Origin of the sequence: Phyllobacterium sp. 22229, assembly GCF_052056495.1 — a bacterium.
Lineage (GTDB): Bacteria > Pseudomonadota > Alphaproteobacteria > Rhizobiales > Rhizobiaceae > Phyllobacterium > Phyllobacterium myrsinacearum.
On the sequence record NZ_JBQEPA010000006.1, the window covers coordinates 139,613 to 154,509 of the forward strand.

Consider the following 14,897-nt stretch of genomic DNA (forward strand, 5'->3'; position numbering starts at 1 on the left):
CCCATGCTGCCGAAGATCCTCGTTTTCGCAGGTTCGAACCGTACCGGTGCTTTCAGCGGCCAGGTCGCCGATGTCGCCACCCGGACATTGGCCGCGCTTGGTGCCGAGGTGACGCGGATAGCCCTCATCGACTACCCGCTGCCGATCATGGATCAGGATCTGGAGAAGGAAAAAGGCATACCGGAGAATGCCATGAAGCTCGGGCGGCTGTTTGCCGCCCATGACGGTATTCTGATTGCATCGCCCGAGTACAATTCCTCGATCCCGCCGCTCTTGAAGAACACCATCGACTGGGTCAGCCGGATTTCGCGCGATGGCGAAAAGCCGCTGCGGCCCTATGCGGGCAAGATCGTGGCCCTCTGTTCATCCTCCGACGGCAATTTTGCCGGCATCCGCGGGCTCTATCACCTGCGTTCCGTATTGATGAATGTCGGAACCCAGATCATCAGCGAACAATGTTCCGTGGCCCATGCCCATGAGGCCTTCGCCGATGATGGCTCGTTTCACGACGAACGGACGACGCGAGCCATGGAACGGGTCTGCCAGGCGCTGATTGACCACACGCGGCTGGCAAAATCGCGCTGACAGGGCGGTTTTACCCGTCCTTTTGCCGTTGTGATCTTTCCTATCGGGCGCTGGTGTGCCATGGGATGGCGATCAACGGAAAAGGTGGTTTGTCATGATGGAAGCGGCTTTGCGCGATCGCCTCATCGTAGGCCTCGATGTGCCTGACCTGAAAGCGGCGGGCGATATCGTCGGTACGCTCGGGGATACGGTATCCTTCTACAAAATCGGTTATCAGCTGGCCTTTGCCGGCGGCCTTGGATTTGCCTCGGAACTCGTCCAGTCCGGCAAAAAAGTCTTCCTGGACATGAAGCTGCTCGATATCGACAATACGGTTGCCAAGGGCGTCGAGAATATCGTCAAGATGGGCGTTTCCATGCTGACGCTGCATGCCTATCCCAAGGCCATGAAGGCCGCCGTGGCGGCTGCGCGGGGTTCGGACCTGTGCCTGCTCGGCGTCACGGTCCTCACCTCCATGGACCAGCAGGACATGATTGATGCCGGTTACGAGCACGATCCGCACACGCTGGTGTTGATCCGCGCCGAACAGGCCCTGCATGCGGGCATGGGCGGGATCGTCTGTTCGGCAGCGGAGGCCGCCGCCGTGCGCAAAATCGTCGGGCCGGACCTTGCCGTCGTCACGCCGGGTATCCGGCCGAAGGGGGCCGACCTGGGTGACCAGAAGCGTGTGATGACGCCTGCCGATGCGCTGCGCGCCGGTGCAAGCCATCTTGTGGTCGCCCGGCCGATCGTTGCCGCCGCCGACCCCAGGGCTGCGGCAGAAGCGATCCTTGCCGAAATGGCGGGTGTCTGATCAAATCCGCCGCGGTCCGGGTGAGTCACCGGACCGGGCATGACGTGGAGGACATATGGCCAAGGGATATTGGATAGCGCGCATCGATGTTCGCGATGCGGAGGGCTACAAGGGTTACATTGCGACGGCAAAGCCGGCCTTCGAACGGTTCGGTGCACATTTTCTGGCGCGCGGCGGCGCATTTCATGAACTGGAAGGCACGGCGCGCGGCCGCAACGTGGTGATCGAGTTTCCGTCGGTGCAGCATGCCCTCGATTGCTACAATTCGGAGGAATACCAGGCCGCCAAACTTATCCGGCAGCAATATGCCGATGGCGAAATGGTCATCGTCGAAGGCGCGTGACCCTTTACCTGTGCAGTGCGCAATTTATGTTGCGCCTGCACGGGAAATTGTGAACATCTTTCTTTTCGCTAATCCGTTTGTTGCATTGCAATATCGATCAAACCGGCTAGGGTCATTCTCCCATCAAGAACATTTTCATCTTTGATGATCATGTTTGTGAGATCGCCGTTGTGTTGATATGATCGGACAGTGGAATGTTTTACCAGCTTTATGAACTCAACCATGCCGCCCTCCAGCCTTACCGGGCTCTGGCGGATGCCACCAAGCTGTTCTACGACAATCCGCTCAATCCGTTTTCGCAGACGATCATCGGCCGCTCCATCACCGCGGGCTGCGAGCTGTTTGAACGGACCACGCGCACCTACGGCAAGCCGGCCTTCAATCTTCCAACGACTGTCGTGGACGGCGAGGACGTGGAAATCCGCGAAAAGATCGTCTGGTCAAAGCCGTTCTGCAACGTGATCCATTTCAAGCGCGCGCTGTCGTCAAAGCGTGCTGCGGACCCGAAGATTCTGGTGGTTGCGCCCATGTCCGGCCACTATGCCACGCTGCTGCGCGGCACCGTTGAGGCCCTGCTGCCCCACGCGGAGGTCTACATCACCGACTGGGTCGACGCGCGCACCGTGCCGCTGACCGCCGGCCGTTTCGATCTGGATGATTATATCGATTATGTCATCGACATGTTCCACGCGCTGGGCGAAGACACCCATGTGGTCGCTGTCTGCCAGCCGTCGGTGCCGGTTCTCGCCGCCGTGTCGGTCATGGAGGCCAATGGCGACCGGTTTGCGCCGTCCAGCATGACGCTGATGGGCGGACCGATCGACACACGCAAGAACCCCACCGCGGTCAATATCCTGGCCGAGGAGAAGGGCATCGACTGGTTCCGTGACAATGTGATCATGTCGGTGCCATGGCCGCATGCGGGCTTCATGCGCGACGTTTATCCCGGCTTCCTGCAGCTTTCCGGTTTCATGAGCATGAATCTTGACCGCCACATCACGGCGCACAAGGAATTCTTCATGCACCTCGTCAAGGAGGACGGTGATTCCGCCGACAAGCACCGCGACTTCTACGATGAGTATCTGGCCGTCATGGATCTGACCGCGGAATTCTACCTGCAGACGGTCGATACGGTTTTTGTCCGGCACGCCCTGCCCAAGGGTGAGATGACTCACCGGGGTAAGCTGGTTGATCCCGCGTCGATCCGCACCGTCGCCCTGCTGACGGTCGAGGGCGAGAACGATGACATTTCCGGTGTCGGGCAGACCAAGGCCGCCCAGACGCTGTGTGTGAACATCCCCGACGCCATGCGCATGCATCATCTGCAGGCCAAGGTCGGTCATTACGGCGTGTTCAACGGATCGCGTTTCCGTGCTGAAATTGCACCACGCATCGTCCAATTCGTTAATGACCATGCGCAGGCCTCTCGCAAGAGCAACGTCACGCCACTCGGTAAACGCGCGCGCGGTTGAACAGGTCATCCGATTGCCGAATAGCCATGCCGGAAGACTGAATCTTCCGGCAATTTTCTTTTGAGATTCAATAAAATCCAATGAATTCAAATCATTGCTGACTGAACCGCGCACGCCCGGCAGGTGGTCTGCAGGGGCAGTATCGTCCTGTGGTTGCGAGCCGCCACAGGGTACAACCTTCAAATTTTCGTCAAAATCTAGGAAGTTCAAATTTTAACCATATATTAACAATGGCGGGATCGTGGCGCCATTGTGATTGACTCATATCCCTCCCGGCCATTAACGTTTTGTTAACGAAGGCTGGTTGGGTTCGGAGTAAAGCATGTTCGGAGCGGTAAAGATTTTGAGGTCGATGGGGGTTGCGGCGGCACTTTTCGCTGGCGCACTCATCGCAAATTCCGCCTCCGCAGCCGAAGCTTTCATGCAGACGGGCGGCCTGACGTCCCAGCCGATCGGCCATTATGAGTTCTGCAAGCGCCTGCCGGATGAATGCTCGATCCGCAGCCGCAATGTTGCGCCGGCCAAGATGACGCGTGATTTCTGGGAACTGATCGTCAACGTCAACAGCCACGTGAATCAGACGGTCAAGCCATTGACCGACATGGAAATTTACGGCGTCGAGGAATATTGGGGCTATCCCGACAAGGTTGGCAATGTCGGCGATTGCGAAGACTATGTCCTGGAAAAGCGCCGTGAACTGATGCAGGCGGGCATTTCCCCGGCCGATCTGCTGATCACCGTTGTGCGCAAGCCCGATGGCGAAGGCCATGCGGTCCTGACGGTGCGCACCGATACCGGCGATTTCATCCTCGACAACCTTGCCGACAGCGTCAAGAACTGGTCCGAAACCGAGTACACCTACCTGAAGCGCCAGGCCACCAACAACACCGGCCGCTGGGTCAGCATCGAAGCTCCGAGCAATATTCTGGTCGGTTCGGTTCACTAGAGTTCTGACCCGAAAGCCTTTCAAGCCGCTTCATTGGCCGCGTCCTGTGCCATCCGGTAGGAAATAGCCTCGGCCACGTGAATCCGCCCGACGGCCTCGCTCCCTTCAAGGTCGGCCAATGTCCGTGCGACCTTGAGAATCCGGTGATAGCCGCGGGCGGAAAAGCGCATCTGTTCGGCTGCCTGGTGCAGCAGCATCAGCCCCGGTTTGTCGGGCCGGGAAATTTCTTCGATCAATGCCACGGGGCAATGGGCGTTCACCGTTACGGCGGGGGCTCCCATTTGTTCATAGCGGTGCCTTTGCAGGTCCCGGGCGCGGGCAACGCGCAGCGCAACCGCTGCGCTGCTCTCGGCAACGGGGCGATGGATGAGATCGGCGGCGCTGACGGCGGGAACGTCGACGCGAAGATCGATGCGGTCCAGCAGCGGACCCGAAATGCGGGCCTGGTAGTCCTGGCGGCAGCGCGGCCCCCGGGCGCAGCGGTGTCCCGGTTCTCCGGCCATGCCGCAGCGGCAGGGGTTCATGGCGGCAATGAGCTGGATTTGCGCCGGATAGGAAATACGGTGATTGGCGCGGGCGATCACGCATTGCGCGGTTTCCAGCGGCTGGCGCAGGGAGTCGAGCACCTGGGGCGCGAATTCGGGAAATTCATCCAGAAACAGCACGCCGCGATGGGCGAGGGAGACTTCACCGGGACGGGCGCGTATACCGCCGCCGACCATCGCCGCCATGGAGGCGGAATGGTGTGGCGCCCGGAACGGCCGCCGGTCGGTGAGCCTGCCGCCCGCCAATTCGCCCGCGACTGATGCAATCATCGACACCTCGAGCAGTTCGTGCGGCAGCAGTGGCGGCAGGATGGACGGGAGCCGTTGCGCGAGCATGGACTTTCCCGCGCCGGGCGGCCCGATCATCAGGAGGTTATGGCCGCCCGCGGCGGCAATCTCCAGCGCGCGGCGGGCGCCTTCTTGCCCCCTGATATCGCCGAGGTCGGGTAAATCCGTCGCATGGGCCTGCAGGCACGGTTCGGGGCGCGACAGCACCTGATGGCCACGAAAATGATTGGCAAGGCTGATCAGGCTGCGCGGCGCCAGAATATCGATCTGCGCGCCCGCCCAGGCCGCCTCGGGTCCGCAGGGCGCCGGGCAGATCAAGCCGCGCTCCTGCCGGTTGGCGGAGATCGCAGCGGGAAGAACCCCGGCCACATGGGTGATCGTGCCGTCGAGCGACAGTTCCCCGAGAGCGACATAGGCCTCCAGCACATCGGCGGGAATGGCGCCGAGACCCGCCATCAGGCCCATGGCGATCGGCAGGTCATAATGGCTGCCTTCCTTGGGCAGATCAGCCGGTGCGAGATTGACGGTGACCTTCTTGGGCGGCAGGGACAGGCCGGAGGCATGCAGCGCCGCCTGGACGCGCTCGCGGCTTTCCGCCACGGCCTTGTCGGGCAGGCCGACAATATGGATTCCCATCTTACCGGGAGAGATCATCACCTGCACATCGACAGGCTGGGCTTCAATGCCCTGAAATGCGACGGTGCGCACGCGGGTGACCATCAATCGTTCCCTAAAATACCGCATCTAAAAAATGAACAGTGCCAATAACGGCACCTCATCATAATTTGTGCGGCATGACAAGAACGTTAGGAGAACGGCCGCTCCGCGCCGGTGATGGTGACGGCGCGATGCGGTTCAGCCGGGGACGATCAGCCCCACTTCATCTCGCCCTTGGCAACCTTGGCGCCCAGTTCAAGTGATGAGGCATCGAGCAGGTCGGGGTAATGCATCTTCATGGCGGTGATCAGCTCGCCGCTGGTCTTGGCTTTCCCGGCTTCCGTATTGAACGTCTCGAGATAGTTCCGGGTGAACTTTACGGCTTCGAGCCCCTGCGGTGCACCGGCGGCCTGATGCGACGGCACGACGATCCGGGGATTGCGCGCCGCCATTTCGTCAAGCGCGGCAATCCAGTTCTTCCGGTCTTCCACGGCCGGTTCATCGGCGACCCAGACATGAACGCCTGATGAGACCAGCACACCGCCGAAAACCGCTTCAAGTCCGGGCACCCAGAGATAGCGGCGATCCTTCATATCCTTGATGGTGACGATCTCGATCCTGTTTCCCTCCAGGTCGAGCGACGACAGGCCGGAGGCTTCCGGAATGACGACATCAGCCAGGAGCTTTGGCCCGTTCTCCTTGAGCTGCGGCCCCCAGACGTCGAGCTTGCCCTGCACATTGCCGTTGATGGCGTCCACAGTGGCGTGCGCGGCAAGGACTTTTGCCTTGGGGAAGGCATCGACGATGGGACGCAGGCCAAAATAGTAATCGGGGTCGCTGCAGCTGATATATATCGTCGTCAGGGCCTTGCCGGTCGCCTTGATCGCATCGGCAACCGCGCGCCCATCGGAGAGCGTAAACCCGCCATCGAGCAGGATCGCTTCCTTCGCGCCGGTCAGGAGCACAGGTGTGCGGCGAAAGCCGTTCTCATCCGCCTGGAAATAGGTCCATGTCAGTGTGGAAGCGGCCTTGGCCGCAATGGCGCCCAGCGGCTGCAGGGCGGCCACGGCACCGGCGGCCAGAAGGGATTTCATCGTATCGCGTCGTGTCAGAAGGGTTCGCACGTCTCGGTCCTCGCTCGGTTTCTCACTGTGGGGCGGATAGTGGCATGGACGGGTTTCTTGAAAAATCCCGATCAAAATGACAGACTATATGATTATTTCATACAATAAGGCGCGCCATGCCCGCAGTCAGCTTCAACCGGTTCATCTATTTCGTCACCGTGGTGGACATGGGATCGTTCACCGCTGCCGCCGACCGGCTGGGTGTCGCCAAGGCCGTTGTCAGCCACCAGCTATCCAGGCTGGAGGAGGAACTGGGCACCGCGCTCCTGATCCGCACGACACGGCGGCTGCGAACGACGGAGGCGGGACGGCGGTTCTACGAGCGCTGCATCATCGTCCTGCGCGAGGCTGAAAACGCAATCGAGGAGGTGTCGTCCGAGACCGGAACGCCTGTCGGGACGTTGATGCTGACTGCGCCGCTGGATTATGGCGCAAAGGTTGTGGCGCCGGCTCTGGCGCTTTATCTGCAGCGCCATCCGCAGATGCAGGCCAATCTCACCTTCACCGATGTCAAATTTGATCTGGTCGACAATGAGCTTGATCTGTCGATCCGTGTCGGCTGGCTGGAGGATTCCAGCGCGCAGGCCCGGCGGATCGGCACGTTCGAGCAGCATCTCGTCTGTTCGCCCGCCTATGCCGGGCAAATCGGCCGCATCGCGCATCCCGGTGCGCTTGAAGCGGCGAAATGGATCGCCAACGGGGCGCTGAAGGAACCGTTGCGCTGGCCGTTTGCAAAAGACGACGAAAAGGTGGTTGTGACGGGCAAGTCCGTTGTCAGCGCCAATGGCACCGAGGCAAGCTATGTCTGCGTGCTCGCCGGTATCGGGCTCGCCGTGATGCCGGACTACCAGGTGGCGCAGGATATTGCAGCCGGCCGGCTCGTGCGTCTGCTGCCCGGCTGGTCATTGCCGGCGGGCGGTATCCACGCGGTCTATCCGCCGGCCAAATACAGGCCGGCGCGTGTGCGCGCCTTTGTCGATATCCTGGAGGAGATGGAACGGGAACGGCGCAGTTAGCGCCGTTTGGCCTCGACGGCGTCCCAGAACAGGGCGGCGATATCGGCGCCGCCGAAGCGCTTGACTTCGCGTATGCCCGTCGGCGAGGTCACGTTGATTTCCGTCATGTAGTCGCCGATGACATCGATGCCGACAAGAATGAAGCCGCGCTCGCGCAGGGAAGGGCCGATGCGCGCGCAGATCTCGCGCTCGCGCGGCGTCAGTTCGGTCTTCTCGGCCCGGCCGCCCACATGCATGTTGGAGCGCGCATCACTTTCCGACGGCACGCGGTTGATGGCTCCAACCGGCTCGCCGTCGATCAGGACGATGCGCTTGTCGCCGGCCCGCACATCCTTGAGATAGCGCTGCGCAATGATCGGCTCGCGGAACATCTGGCCGAACATTTCCAGCAGCGATGTCAGGTTGCGGTCGCCATCGGCAAGATGGAACACGCCCGCACCGCCATTGCCATAGAGCGGCTTGAGGATGATATCGCCGAACTCCTTGCGGAACGCCATGATCTCCTGCGGATCCTTGGTGATCAGCGTATCGGGCATGAGGTCGGGGAATTCTGTGACGAAGATTTTTTCCGGGCTGTTGCGCACCCAGGCCGGATCGTTGACGACAAGCGTCTTCGGATGAATGCGTTCGAGCAGATGCGTCGTCGTGATGTAGTTCATGTCAAACGGCGGGTCCTGCCGGAGCAGCACCACATCCATCTCGGACAGGTCGCGGGAAACCGGTTCACCCAGGGTGAAATGGTCGCCCTCCACATCGCGGACCTGCAGCTCTTCCACCCGCGCGCGAACGATGCCATCACGCATGCTGAGCCGGTCCGGCGTGTAGTGATAGAGCCTGTGGCCGCGGGCTTGCGCCTCAAGGCACAGGGCAAAGCTCGTATCGCCTGCGATGCGGATCGAATTGATATGGTCCATCTGGACCGCGACTTTCAATGCCATGGAACGTCCCCCGACAGGATTAGGAGTGCTGACATGGCGATGTCACGTTCAATGGTCAAGGTCAATCCTGCACCGCGGTCAAGATATTGTAGAGGGCAAGATATCGTGGAGAGACTGCACCCCTGCCTTCCGGCGGGGATGCAGGAAGGCATATATCAGAGCTTGGCCATGCAGATATTGGTATGGCCCGCGCCAACGAAACCGAGGCGGTTTGCGGCGCCCTTGGAAAGATCGAGCACCCGGCCCTTGATGAACGGGCCGCGGTCGTTGATGCGCACGACGATCGACTTGCCATTGCGCTGGTTGGTGACCTTCACCTTGGAGCCGAAAGGCAGGGTGCGGTGTGCGGCGGTAAGAGCGGAGGGATTCATGCGTTCGCCAGAGGCTGTCTTGGAATGAAGAGCGTACCAGGAAGCACCGCCACAGGCGGAACCGGCATTTGCCGAAACGATACCAAACATCAGAAGAAGCATGGTTGCAGTAAGTACCTTACGGATACTTGCAATGGAGACCATATTGAAATTCGCACTTTAATGGCCCGCGGCAGGAACTGCCAGACTGAAGACGCACGCATAAGGATGATCCTGGGCAAGTAGATCATCACGTGAGTGAGTGATCCCTTCTATTTTGGGTAAATGTGTCCTCGAGGTGGCCCGAAAGGGAAATATCCGTGAGCAAATTCCGAAAGATCAGCCAAGTCATTCAAAAAATTTGTCTTATTATGACTCAAAACGTGATTGAAGATGCTTCTGTTCATGGAACTATTGCCGCCGTTCCCTTCGAAATATGGCGGTAATGTGATCAATACTGAACGAAAGCCTAAACGAAGACTCTGAAATCCCCGGTTTCGGGCCAAAAGTGTTAAGCGGAATTAACGATTGAAAATGCAAAACCCCGGCACAGGGCTGCCGGGGTTTGTCTGGATATCAGCGATCGGCTGGAATTCAGGCGAGGGCTTTGGCATCCAGCGCATGGATGATGCCGCGCAGTTCGGCGAGGCCGCGCAGGCGGCCGATGGCGGGATAACCCGGCGTGACCTCTTTCGTCAGGTCGTCCAGCATGCGGTGGCCGTGGTCGGAGCGGAAGATGATGCTGCCGGACCGGTCGCGTTTGCGGTCTTCGGCCAGCAGTTCCTTCAGCACGGCGACCATGTCCACGTCGCCTTCCAGATGCGCTGCCTCATGGAAGCTGCGGCCATCGCCTTCCCGGGTCGTGGCGCGCAGGTGCGAGAAGTGGATGCGCGCGGCAAAGCGGCGGGCGATTTCCGGCAGATCATTGTCGGCGCGAACGCCAAGGCTTCCCGTGCAGAAGCACATGCCGTTGGCGGGGGACGGAACGGCGTCGAACAGGGCGGCGTAGTCGGCCTCGGTCGAGGCAATGCGCGGCAGGCCGAAAAGCGGACGGGGCGGATCGTCCGGGTGCAGTGTCAGCTTGACGCCGAGATCGTCGGCGACGGGGGTGACGGCTTCGAGGAATTCGATCAGATGCTGGCGCAGTCTGCCGGCGTCGATCCCGGCATAGGCTTCGAGCTTGTCGCGGAAGGCGGGGATGGTCAGCGGCTCGGTTGTCGAGCCTGGCAATGCGCTGGCGATATTGCGGGTGAGGTCGGCGATTTCCTGCCCGCTCATCGCGGCGTAGAGGGCTGCGGCGATAGCGCGGTCCTCCTGCGAATGGGCCGCCTGCGCATTCGTGCGCTGCAGAATGTGCAGATCGAACACGGCAAGGGCGTTATGGTCGAAGCGCATCGCAGTCGAACCGGTCGGCGTGACATAGTCGAGGTCGGTGCGGCACCAGTCGACGACGGGCATGAAATTGTAGCAGATGACACGGATGTCGTTGGCTGCCAGTGCTTCCATACTGGCGATCCAGGCGGCGATTTCGTGCTTCGCCGCGCCGCCAAGGCGTTTCACCGCATCGGGGATCGGGATGCTTTCGACCACCGACCAGGTCAGGGGAACACGCCCGGCGGGGGTGGTTTCGATGAGCGATTTGCGTTCATGCACTTCTTTTTCGGTCCAGGCCTGGCCGATCGGTACCTCGTGCAGCGCCGATACGATATCGGTTGCTCCGGCCTGGCGCACATTGTCCAGCGTGACACCGGCTTTTGGCCCAAACCATCTCCATGCCTGACGCATTCAGTCCTCCGTCATTTCGTGTAATCGCCGGGTTCAGACAAATGAGCCCGGGTGGCTTTTTCTCAGTTCATCAATATCGGGAATGACGGCATTCAGATGCTGCTTCATTGCCGCGCAGGCGGCCGGTACGTCATGAATTTCGATGGCATTGCGGATGACCCTGTGCTCGGCAAGCACGTTCTCCATGCGGCCGAGCGCCGGCAATGTCATGCGGCGGGCACGGTCGATCTGTACTTTCACCGGCTTCAGATAGTGCCAGATGCCGGGATGGCCTGCGATACCGGCAATCGCCTCGTGAAAGGCCTCGTCGGCTTCGTGGAAGGCACTCATGTTCTGCCGGTCGGCGAAAAACTGCTGGCGCGCCAGAATCTCGTCCAGCCACTCCACGTCCTTGGCGGTGGCAACCGCCGCCGCCCGCTCGACGGTGGCGCCTTCCAGTGCCTGCCGGATGACCACGGCCTCAGGGATCAGCGCAACCGGGATGCGGGCAACAAAGGTGCCTGACTGCGGAAAGACATCGACCAGCCCGTCTTCCACCAGCCGGATCAGCGCTTCGCGAACTGGGGTGCGGCTGACGCCGAAGCGTTCCGTCAGGACTTTTTCATTGAGGGCGGTGCCGGGGGTCATCTGCATGGAGACAATGGCGGCATGCAATTCGCGGTAGATCGCCGTGGCCGTCGTCATGCGTCCGGCAGGGGCGCCGCGTGTGCCGGATTTGGCGAAACGCGCCGCATTGTCTCGTGCTGAGGCGATGGGTTCAGCCGGTGTCGCCACGGCCAAACTTTTTTCTCCCCGGTTCTGTGCTGCCATTCCAGCGCTCCATTTCCTGTGTCGCAGATGAATCCACCGTCATGCATGGTAGAATTCCGCGCGAAATCATAGTGCCAAAGCCGCGTGGGAAACGATTTCAGGGCACATCGATCCAGTTGACATACTAATATATTATTATTTACTCTTCGCCAAGATCGCAAAAGCCGAATGTTCACAAGACACCCGTGGCGGCTGGCGATGCGAAAAGACGCCTCGACAGGGGCAATTTTACGGCTGCGGCTCCGTTCCACCCACCCATGGTGTATCGGCCGGTGCCGAAGATGACAGCAAGGACCGATCATGCCTCTCCACCCAGATCGACTTTTCCCCATCGAAGCCGATGCGCGCTCCATCGCGCGGCGGCTCTTTTGCGAAGTCGAGCGCCTGCCCATCATCTCGCCGCATGGTCATACGGACCCGCTGTGGTACGCGCATGACGAGGCCTTTCCCGATCCGGCCAGCCTCTTCGTCAAGCCCGATCATTATATTTTCCGCATGCTGTATTCTCAAGGCGTCAAGCTCGAGGATCTGGGCGTGCCGCGCCACGATGGCGGGCCTGTCGAAACCGACGGGCGCACGATCTGGCGGCTGTTTGCCAAATATTGGCATCTGTTTCGCGGCACGCCATCGCGCCTGTGGTTCGAGCACGCCATGGAAACGGTGTTCGGCATCACCGAGCGGTTGAACGAAGGCAATGCCGACGAGAGCTATGATCGTATTGCCGGCAAGCTCGACGAGCCTGCAATGCGCCCGCGTGCGCTCTACAAGCAGTTCGGCATCGAAGTGATCTCGACGACCGATGCGGCGACAGATGACCTTGCGGCACACGATATCATCCGAAAGTCAGGCTGGGACGGGCGCGTCATTCCCGCCTACCGGCCCGATGCGGTGATTGACGCATCGCGGGCGGATTTCCGCGCCAATGTGGAAAGGCTCATTGCCCTTGCCGGAACATCGCTGAACTACAAGGGCTATCTTGAGGCGCACCGCAACCGGCGCGCCTATTTCAAGGCACGGGGCGCCACCTCAAGCGATCACGGCCATCCCAGCGCACGCACGGCCAACCTGTCCGTCACCGATGCCGCGGCGCTGTTCGAGCGGGTTCTGCGGCCCGATGTTTCCTATGCCGATGCCGATCTCTTCCGCGCGCAGATGCTGACCGAAATGGCGCGCATGAGCATTGACGACGGGCTGGTCATGCAGCTGCATCCGGGCTCCTTCCGCAACCACAACGCGACCGTTTTCGCTGGTTTCGGTCCCGACAAGGGGGCGGATATTCCGCGCTCGACCGGTTATGTCGAAGAGCTGAAGCCGCTGCTCGATGCTTTCGGCAACAATCCGCACCTGACCCTCATTCTCTTCACGCTGGATGAGACTAGCTACAGCCGCGAACTGGCGCCGCTTGCCGGACACTATCCCGCCCTGCGGCTTGGACCGGCCTGGTGGTTCCACGACAGCCCGGAAGGCATGCGCCGGTTCCGCGAACTGACCACCGAGACAGCCGGTTTCTACAACACCGTCGGGTTCAACGATGACACGCGGGCCTATCTTTCCATCCCCGCCCGCCACGACATGGCCCGCCGGGTGGATTGCGCTTATCTCGCGCGGCTTGTCGCCGACCACCGGCTGGACGAGGATGAGGCGCATGCGATTGCCCACGATCTGAGTTACCGGCTGGCCAAACAAGCCTACCGTCTTTGAAACAGAACAGACGAGATTGCCCGATGGCGCACGCCGACCAGACCTATCTTTCCCCCGCCAGCCTGCCGCGTCTTGCCGCCGGTGTTGCCACGCCGGCCTATGACCGCGGTGCGGTTGAGACCGGCATCGTGCATTTGGGCATCGGGGCCTTTCACCGCGCCCACCAGGCGGTTTATACGGACAGCGTGCTTGCATCGGGGGATACCAGGTGGGGCATTCTGGGTGCATCGCTGCGCAGCGCCGATACGCGCGACGCGTTGCAGCCGCAGGGCGGGCTCTATACGGTGGCCGTGCGCGATGCCGGTGGCAGCAGCTATCGGGTCATCGGCAGCATCGGCGATGTACTGGTCGCGCCGGAAGACCCGCAGGCCCTGCTGGATGCCATGACGGCTCCGGCTGTCCGGATCGTTTCGCTGACAGTCACGGAAAAGGGCTATTGCTATTCCCCTGCTTCCGCCTCGCTCGATGAAAATCATCCGGATATTGTCCATGACTTGGCCCATCCCGCGGCACCGCGCTCGGCCATCGGCTTCATCGTCGAGGCACTGGCCCGGCGGCACGCCAATGGCACCGCGCCGTTCACGCTTCTGTCCTGCGACAACCTTCCGGCCAACGGGCAGACCCTGAAGCGGGTGGTCACGCGCTTCGCCGCCTTGCGGGATGCGGAACTCTCTGCGTTCATCCGGGAGAACGTCGCCTTTCCCTCGACGATGGTCGACCGGATCGTGCCCGCCACAACCGATGCGGACCGCGACGCTGTCGCCCGGGATACCGGGCTTGCCGACCGCTGGCCGATCATGACGGAACCGTTCAGCCAATGGGTGGTGGAGGATCATTTTCCATCCGGGCGCCCGGCCTGGGAAAAGGCCGGTGTGACCTTCGTTGGGGATGTCGACGCGTTCGAGCTGATGAAGCTGCGCCTGCTCAATGGCAGTCATTCGACGCTGGCCTATCTCGGTTATCTCGCCGGCCATGAAACCGTGTCCGACGCCATGGCGGGAGAAGGTTTTGCCGCGCTGATCGAACGGATGATGGACGAGGAGATCACCCCGGCCCTGCCGGGGCTGCCCGGCTTCGACCTTGACGCCTATAAAAGGCAGCTGCGCGAGCGCTTCCGCAATCCGGCCTTGCGCCACCGGACATGGCAGATCGCCATGGACGGGTCGCAGAAACTGCCGCAGCGGCTGCTCAACACCATCCGTGTGCGGCTCAAGGAGAATGCGCCCTTTGACCGGCTGGCGCTGGGTGTCGCCGGCTGGATGCGCTATGCGACGGGTACCGACGAGCAGGGCAATCCGATCGATGTGCGCGATCCGCTGGCCGATGAATTCAAGGCCCGCACCGCCGGCAAGACATCGGCACCGGCTCTTTTGCAGGCCTATCTCGGCATGGAGCAGATTTTCGGCAGCGATCTGCCGGAAAGCGCTGCGTTTCGCGATACCGTTGGCAAGGCTTTGGTAAAATTGATGGGTGAAGGCGCGGCCCGGACGGTGGCCGGGTTTTGAAGCGGGGCGAAAGCGCTTGCTATCTGAAACTGATAGATT

14 protein-coding genes are annotated in these 14,897 nt (G+C 61.1%); 8 read left to right on the forward strand and 6 right to left on the reverse strand.

What is annotated here, in order from left to right:
- The first annotated feature begins 3 nt into the window (after positions 1–3).
- The 5 genes from ACTJJ7_RS09365 (at position 4) to ACTJJ7_RS09385 (ending at position 4,139) form a co-directional block, all read left to right on the forward strand.
- The gene (locus ACTJJ7_RS09365; RefSeq protein WP_130271406.1) at positions 4–585 is read left to right on the forward strand and encodes an NADPH-dependent FMN reductase; all 582 of its coding nucleotides are present in this window, start codon (positions 4–6) and stop codon (positions 583–585) included.
- A 97-nt stretch (positions 586–682) separates the two neighbouring features.
- Entirely contained in the window at positions 683–1,378 is a 696-nt protein-coding gene (gene pyrF, locus ACTJJ7_RS09370) for an orotidine-5'-phosphate decarboxylase (RefSeq protein ID WP_130271595.1), read from the forward strand.
- A 55-nt stretch (positions 1,379–1,433) separates the two neighbouring features.
- Positions 1,434–1,721, forward strand: coding sequence for a DUF1330 domain-containing protein (locus tag ACTJJ7_RS09375; RefSeq protein WP_130271408.1), 288 nt, complete (start codon positions 1,434–1,436; stop codon positions 1,719–1,721).
- A gap of 194 nt (positions 1,722–1,915) precedes the next feature.
- A complete protein-coding gene (locus tag ACTJJ7_RS09380; protein ID WP_105734086.1) occupies positions 1,916–3,193 on the forward strand; it encodes a polyhydroxyalkanoate depolymerase in 1,278 nt (425 codons plus the stop codon).
- Positions 3,194–3,515: 322 nt separating this feature from the next.
- Complete coding sequence (locus tag ACTJJ7_RS09385) at positions 3,516–4,139, forward strand: transglutaminase-like cysteine peptidase (RefSeq protein WP_130271410.1); 624 nt, start codon at positions 3,516–3,518, stop codon at positions 4,137–4,139.
- Positions 4,140–4,159: 20 nt separating this feature from the next.
- On the opposite strand, the gene ACTJJ7_RS09390 is transcribed toward ACTJJ7_RS09385, so the two are convergent.
- Together ACTJJ7_RS09390 and ACTJJ7_RS09395 are read right to left on the reverse strand one after the other, a co-directional pair.
- Positions 4,160–5,692: a YifB family Mg chelatase-like AAA ATPase gene (locus tag ACTJJ7_RS09390; RefSeq protein WP_105734084.1), complete on the reverse strand. Its 1,533-nt coding sequence runs from the start codon at positions 5,690–5,692 to the stop codon at positions 4,160–4,162.
- Between the two features lie 149 nt (positions 5,693–5,841).
- Positions 5,842–6,723, reverse strand: a complete 882-nt coding sequence (locus ACTJJ7_RS09395) for an MBL fold metallo-hydrolase (protein WP_440966850.1) — start codon at positions 6,721–6,723, stop codon at positions 5,842–5,844.
- A 146-nt stretch (positions 6,724–6,869) separates the two neighbouring features.
- Between ACTJJ7_RS09395 and ACTJJ7_RS09400 the strand changes: the two genes are divergently transcribed.
- Positions 6,870–7,769: a LysR family transcriptional regulator gene (locus ACTJJ7_RS09400; protein WP_440966716.1), complete on the forward strand. Its 900-nt coding sequence runs from the start codon at positions 6,870–6,872 to the stop codon at positions 7,767–7,769.
- Here the strand turns inward: ACTJJ7_RS09400 and gshB are convergent.
- The 4 genes from gshB to ACTJJ7_RS09420 all read right to left on the reverse strand — a co-directional run bounded on the left by gshB (position 7,766) and on the right by ACTJJ7_RS09420 (position 11,652).
- The gene (gene gshB, locus ACTJJ7_RS09405) at positions 7,766–8,707 is read right to left on the reverse strand and encodes a glutathione synthase (RefSeq protein ID WP_440966718.1); all 942 of its coding nucleotides are present in this window, start codon (positions 8,705–8,707) and stop codon (positions 7,766–7,768) included. The two genes, ACTJJ7_RS09400 and gshB, sit on opposite strands and share 4 nt — an antisense overlap.
- A gap of 155 nt (positions 8,708–8,862) precedes the next feature.
- Positions 8,863–9,180 (reverse strand): septal ring lytic transglycosylase RlpA family protein, encoded by a 318-nt coding sequence (locus tag ACTJJ7_RS09410; RefSeq protein ID WP_199537995.1) that lies wholly within the window; start codon positions 9,178–9,180, stop codon positions 8,863–8,865.
- A 471-nt stretch (positions 9,181–9,651) separates the two neighbouring features.
- On the reverse strand, positions 9,652–10,842 hold the full coding sequence (gene uxuA, locus ACTJJ7_RS09415; protein WP_440966720.1) for a mannonate dehydratase: 1,191 nt from the start codon (positions 10,840–10,842) through the stop codon (positions 9,652–9,654).
- A 33-nt stretch (positions 10,843–10,875) separates the two neighbouring features.
- Positions 10,876–11,652 carry a GntR family transcriptional regulator gene (locus tag ACTJJ7_RS09420; protein WP_105734078.1) on the reverse strand — a complete coding sequence of 259 codons (777 nt, stop codon included), beginning with the start codon at positions 11,650–11,652 and terminating at the stop codon, positions 10,876–10,878.
- Between the two features lie 300 nt (positions 11,653–11,952).
- On the opposite strand from ACTJJ7_RS09420, the gene uxaC reads away from it, so the two are divergent.
- Together uxaC and ACTJJ7_RS09430 are read left to right on the forward strand one after the other, a co-directional pair.
- Positions 11,953–13,353: a glucuronate isomerase gene (uxaC, locus tag ACTJJ7_RS09425; RefSeq protein WP_440966722.1), complete on the forward strand. Its 1,401-nt coding sequence runs from the start codon at positions 11,953–11,955 to the stop codon at positions 13,351–13,353.
- Between the two features lie 23 nt (positions 13,354–13,376).
- Positions 13,377–14,858, forward strand: a complete 1,482-nt coding sequence (locus ACTJJ7_RS09430; RefSeq protein WP_440966723.1) for a mannitol dehydrogenase family protein — start codon at positions 13,377–13,379, stop codon at positions 14,856–14,858.
- Positions 14,859–14,897 lie beyond the last annotated feature (39 nt).

What these genes read in the sequence shown, in the direction of transcription:
- ACTJJ7_RS09395 (WP_440966850.1), bottom strand. Translation starts at nt 6,723, where the DNA reads ATGAAATCCCTTCTGGCCGCCGGTGCCGTGGCCGCCCTGCAGCCGCTG.
- ACTJJ7_RS09430 (WP_440966723.1), top strand. Translation starts at nt 13,377, where the DNA reads ATGGCGCACGCCGACCAGACCTATCTTTCCCCCGCCAGCCTGCCGCGT.
- ACTJJ7_RS09385 (WP_130271410.1), top strand. Translation starts at nt 3,516, where the DNA reads ATGTTCGGAGCGGTAAAGATTTTGAGGTCGATGGGGGTTGCGGCGGCA.
- ACTJJ7_RS09390 (WP_105734084.1), bottom strand. Translation starts at nt 5,692, where the DNA reads ATGGTCACCCGCGTGCGCACCGTCGCATTTCAGGGCATTGAAGCCCAG.
- ACTJJ7_RS09410 (WP_199537995.1), bottom strand. Translation starts at nt 9,180, where the DNA reads ATGCTTCTTCTGATGTTTGGTATCGTTTCGGCAAATGCCGGTTCCGCC.
- ACTJJ7_RS09400 (WP_440966716.1), top strand. Translation starts at nt 6,870, where the DNA reads ATGCCCGCAGTCAGCTTCAACCGGTTCATCTATTTCGTCACCGTGGTG.
- ACTJJ7_RS09420 (WP_105734078.1), bottom strand. Translation starts at nt 11,652, where the DNA reads ATGGCAGCACAGAACCGGGGAGAAAAAAGTTTGGCCGTGGCGACACCG.
- ACTJJ7_RS09375 (WP_130271408.1), top strand. Translation starts at nt 1,434, where the DNA reads ATGGCCAAGGGATATTGGATAGCGCGCATCGATGTTCGCGATGCGGAG.
- ACTJJ7_RS09380 (WP_105734086.1), top strand. Translation starts at nt 1,916, where the DNA reads ATGTTTTACCAGCTTTATGAACTCAACCATGCCGCCCTCCAGCCTTAC.
- uxuA (WP_440966720.1), bottom strand. Translation starts at nt 10,842, where the DNA reads ATGCGTCAGGCATGGAGATGGTTTGGGCCAAAAGCCGGTGTCACGCTG.
- pyrF (WP_130271595.1), top strand. Translation starts at nt 683, where the DNA reads ATGGAAGCGGCTTTGCGCGATCGCCTCATCGTAGGCCTCGATGTGCCT.
- uxaC (WP_440966722.1), top strand. Translation starts at nt 11,953, where the DNA reads ATGCCTCTCCACCCAGATCGACTTTTCCCCATCGAAGCCGATGCGCGC.
- ACTJJ7_RS09365 (WP_130271406.1), top strand. Translation starts at nt 4, where the DNA reads ATGCTGCCGAAGATCCTCGTTTTCGCAGGTTCGAACCGTACCGGTGCT.
- gshB (WP_440966718.1), bottom strand. Translation starts at nt 8,707, where the DNA reads ATGGCATTGAAAGTCGCGGTCCAGATGGACCATATCAATTCGATCCGC.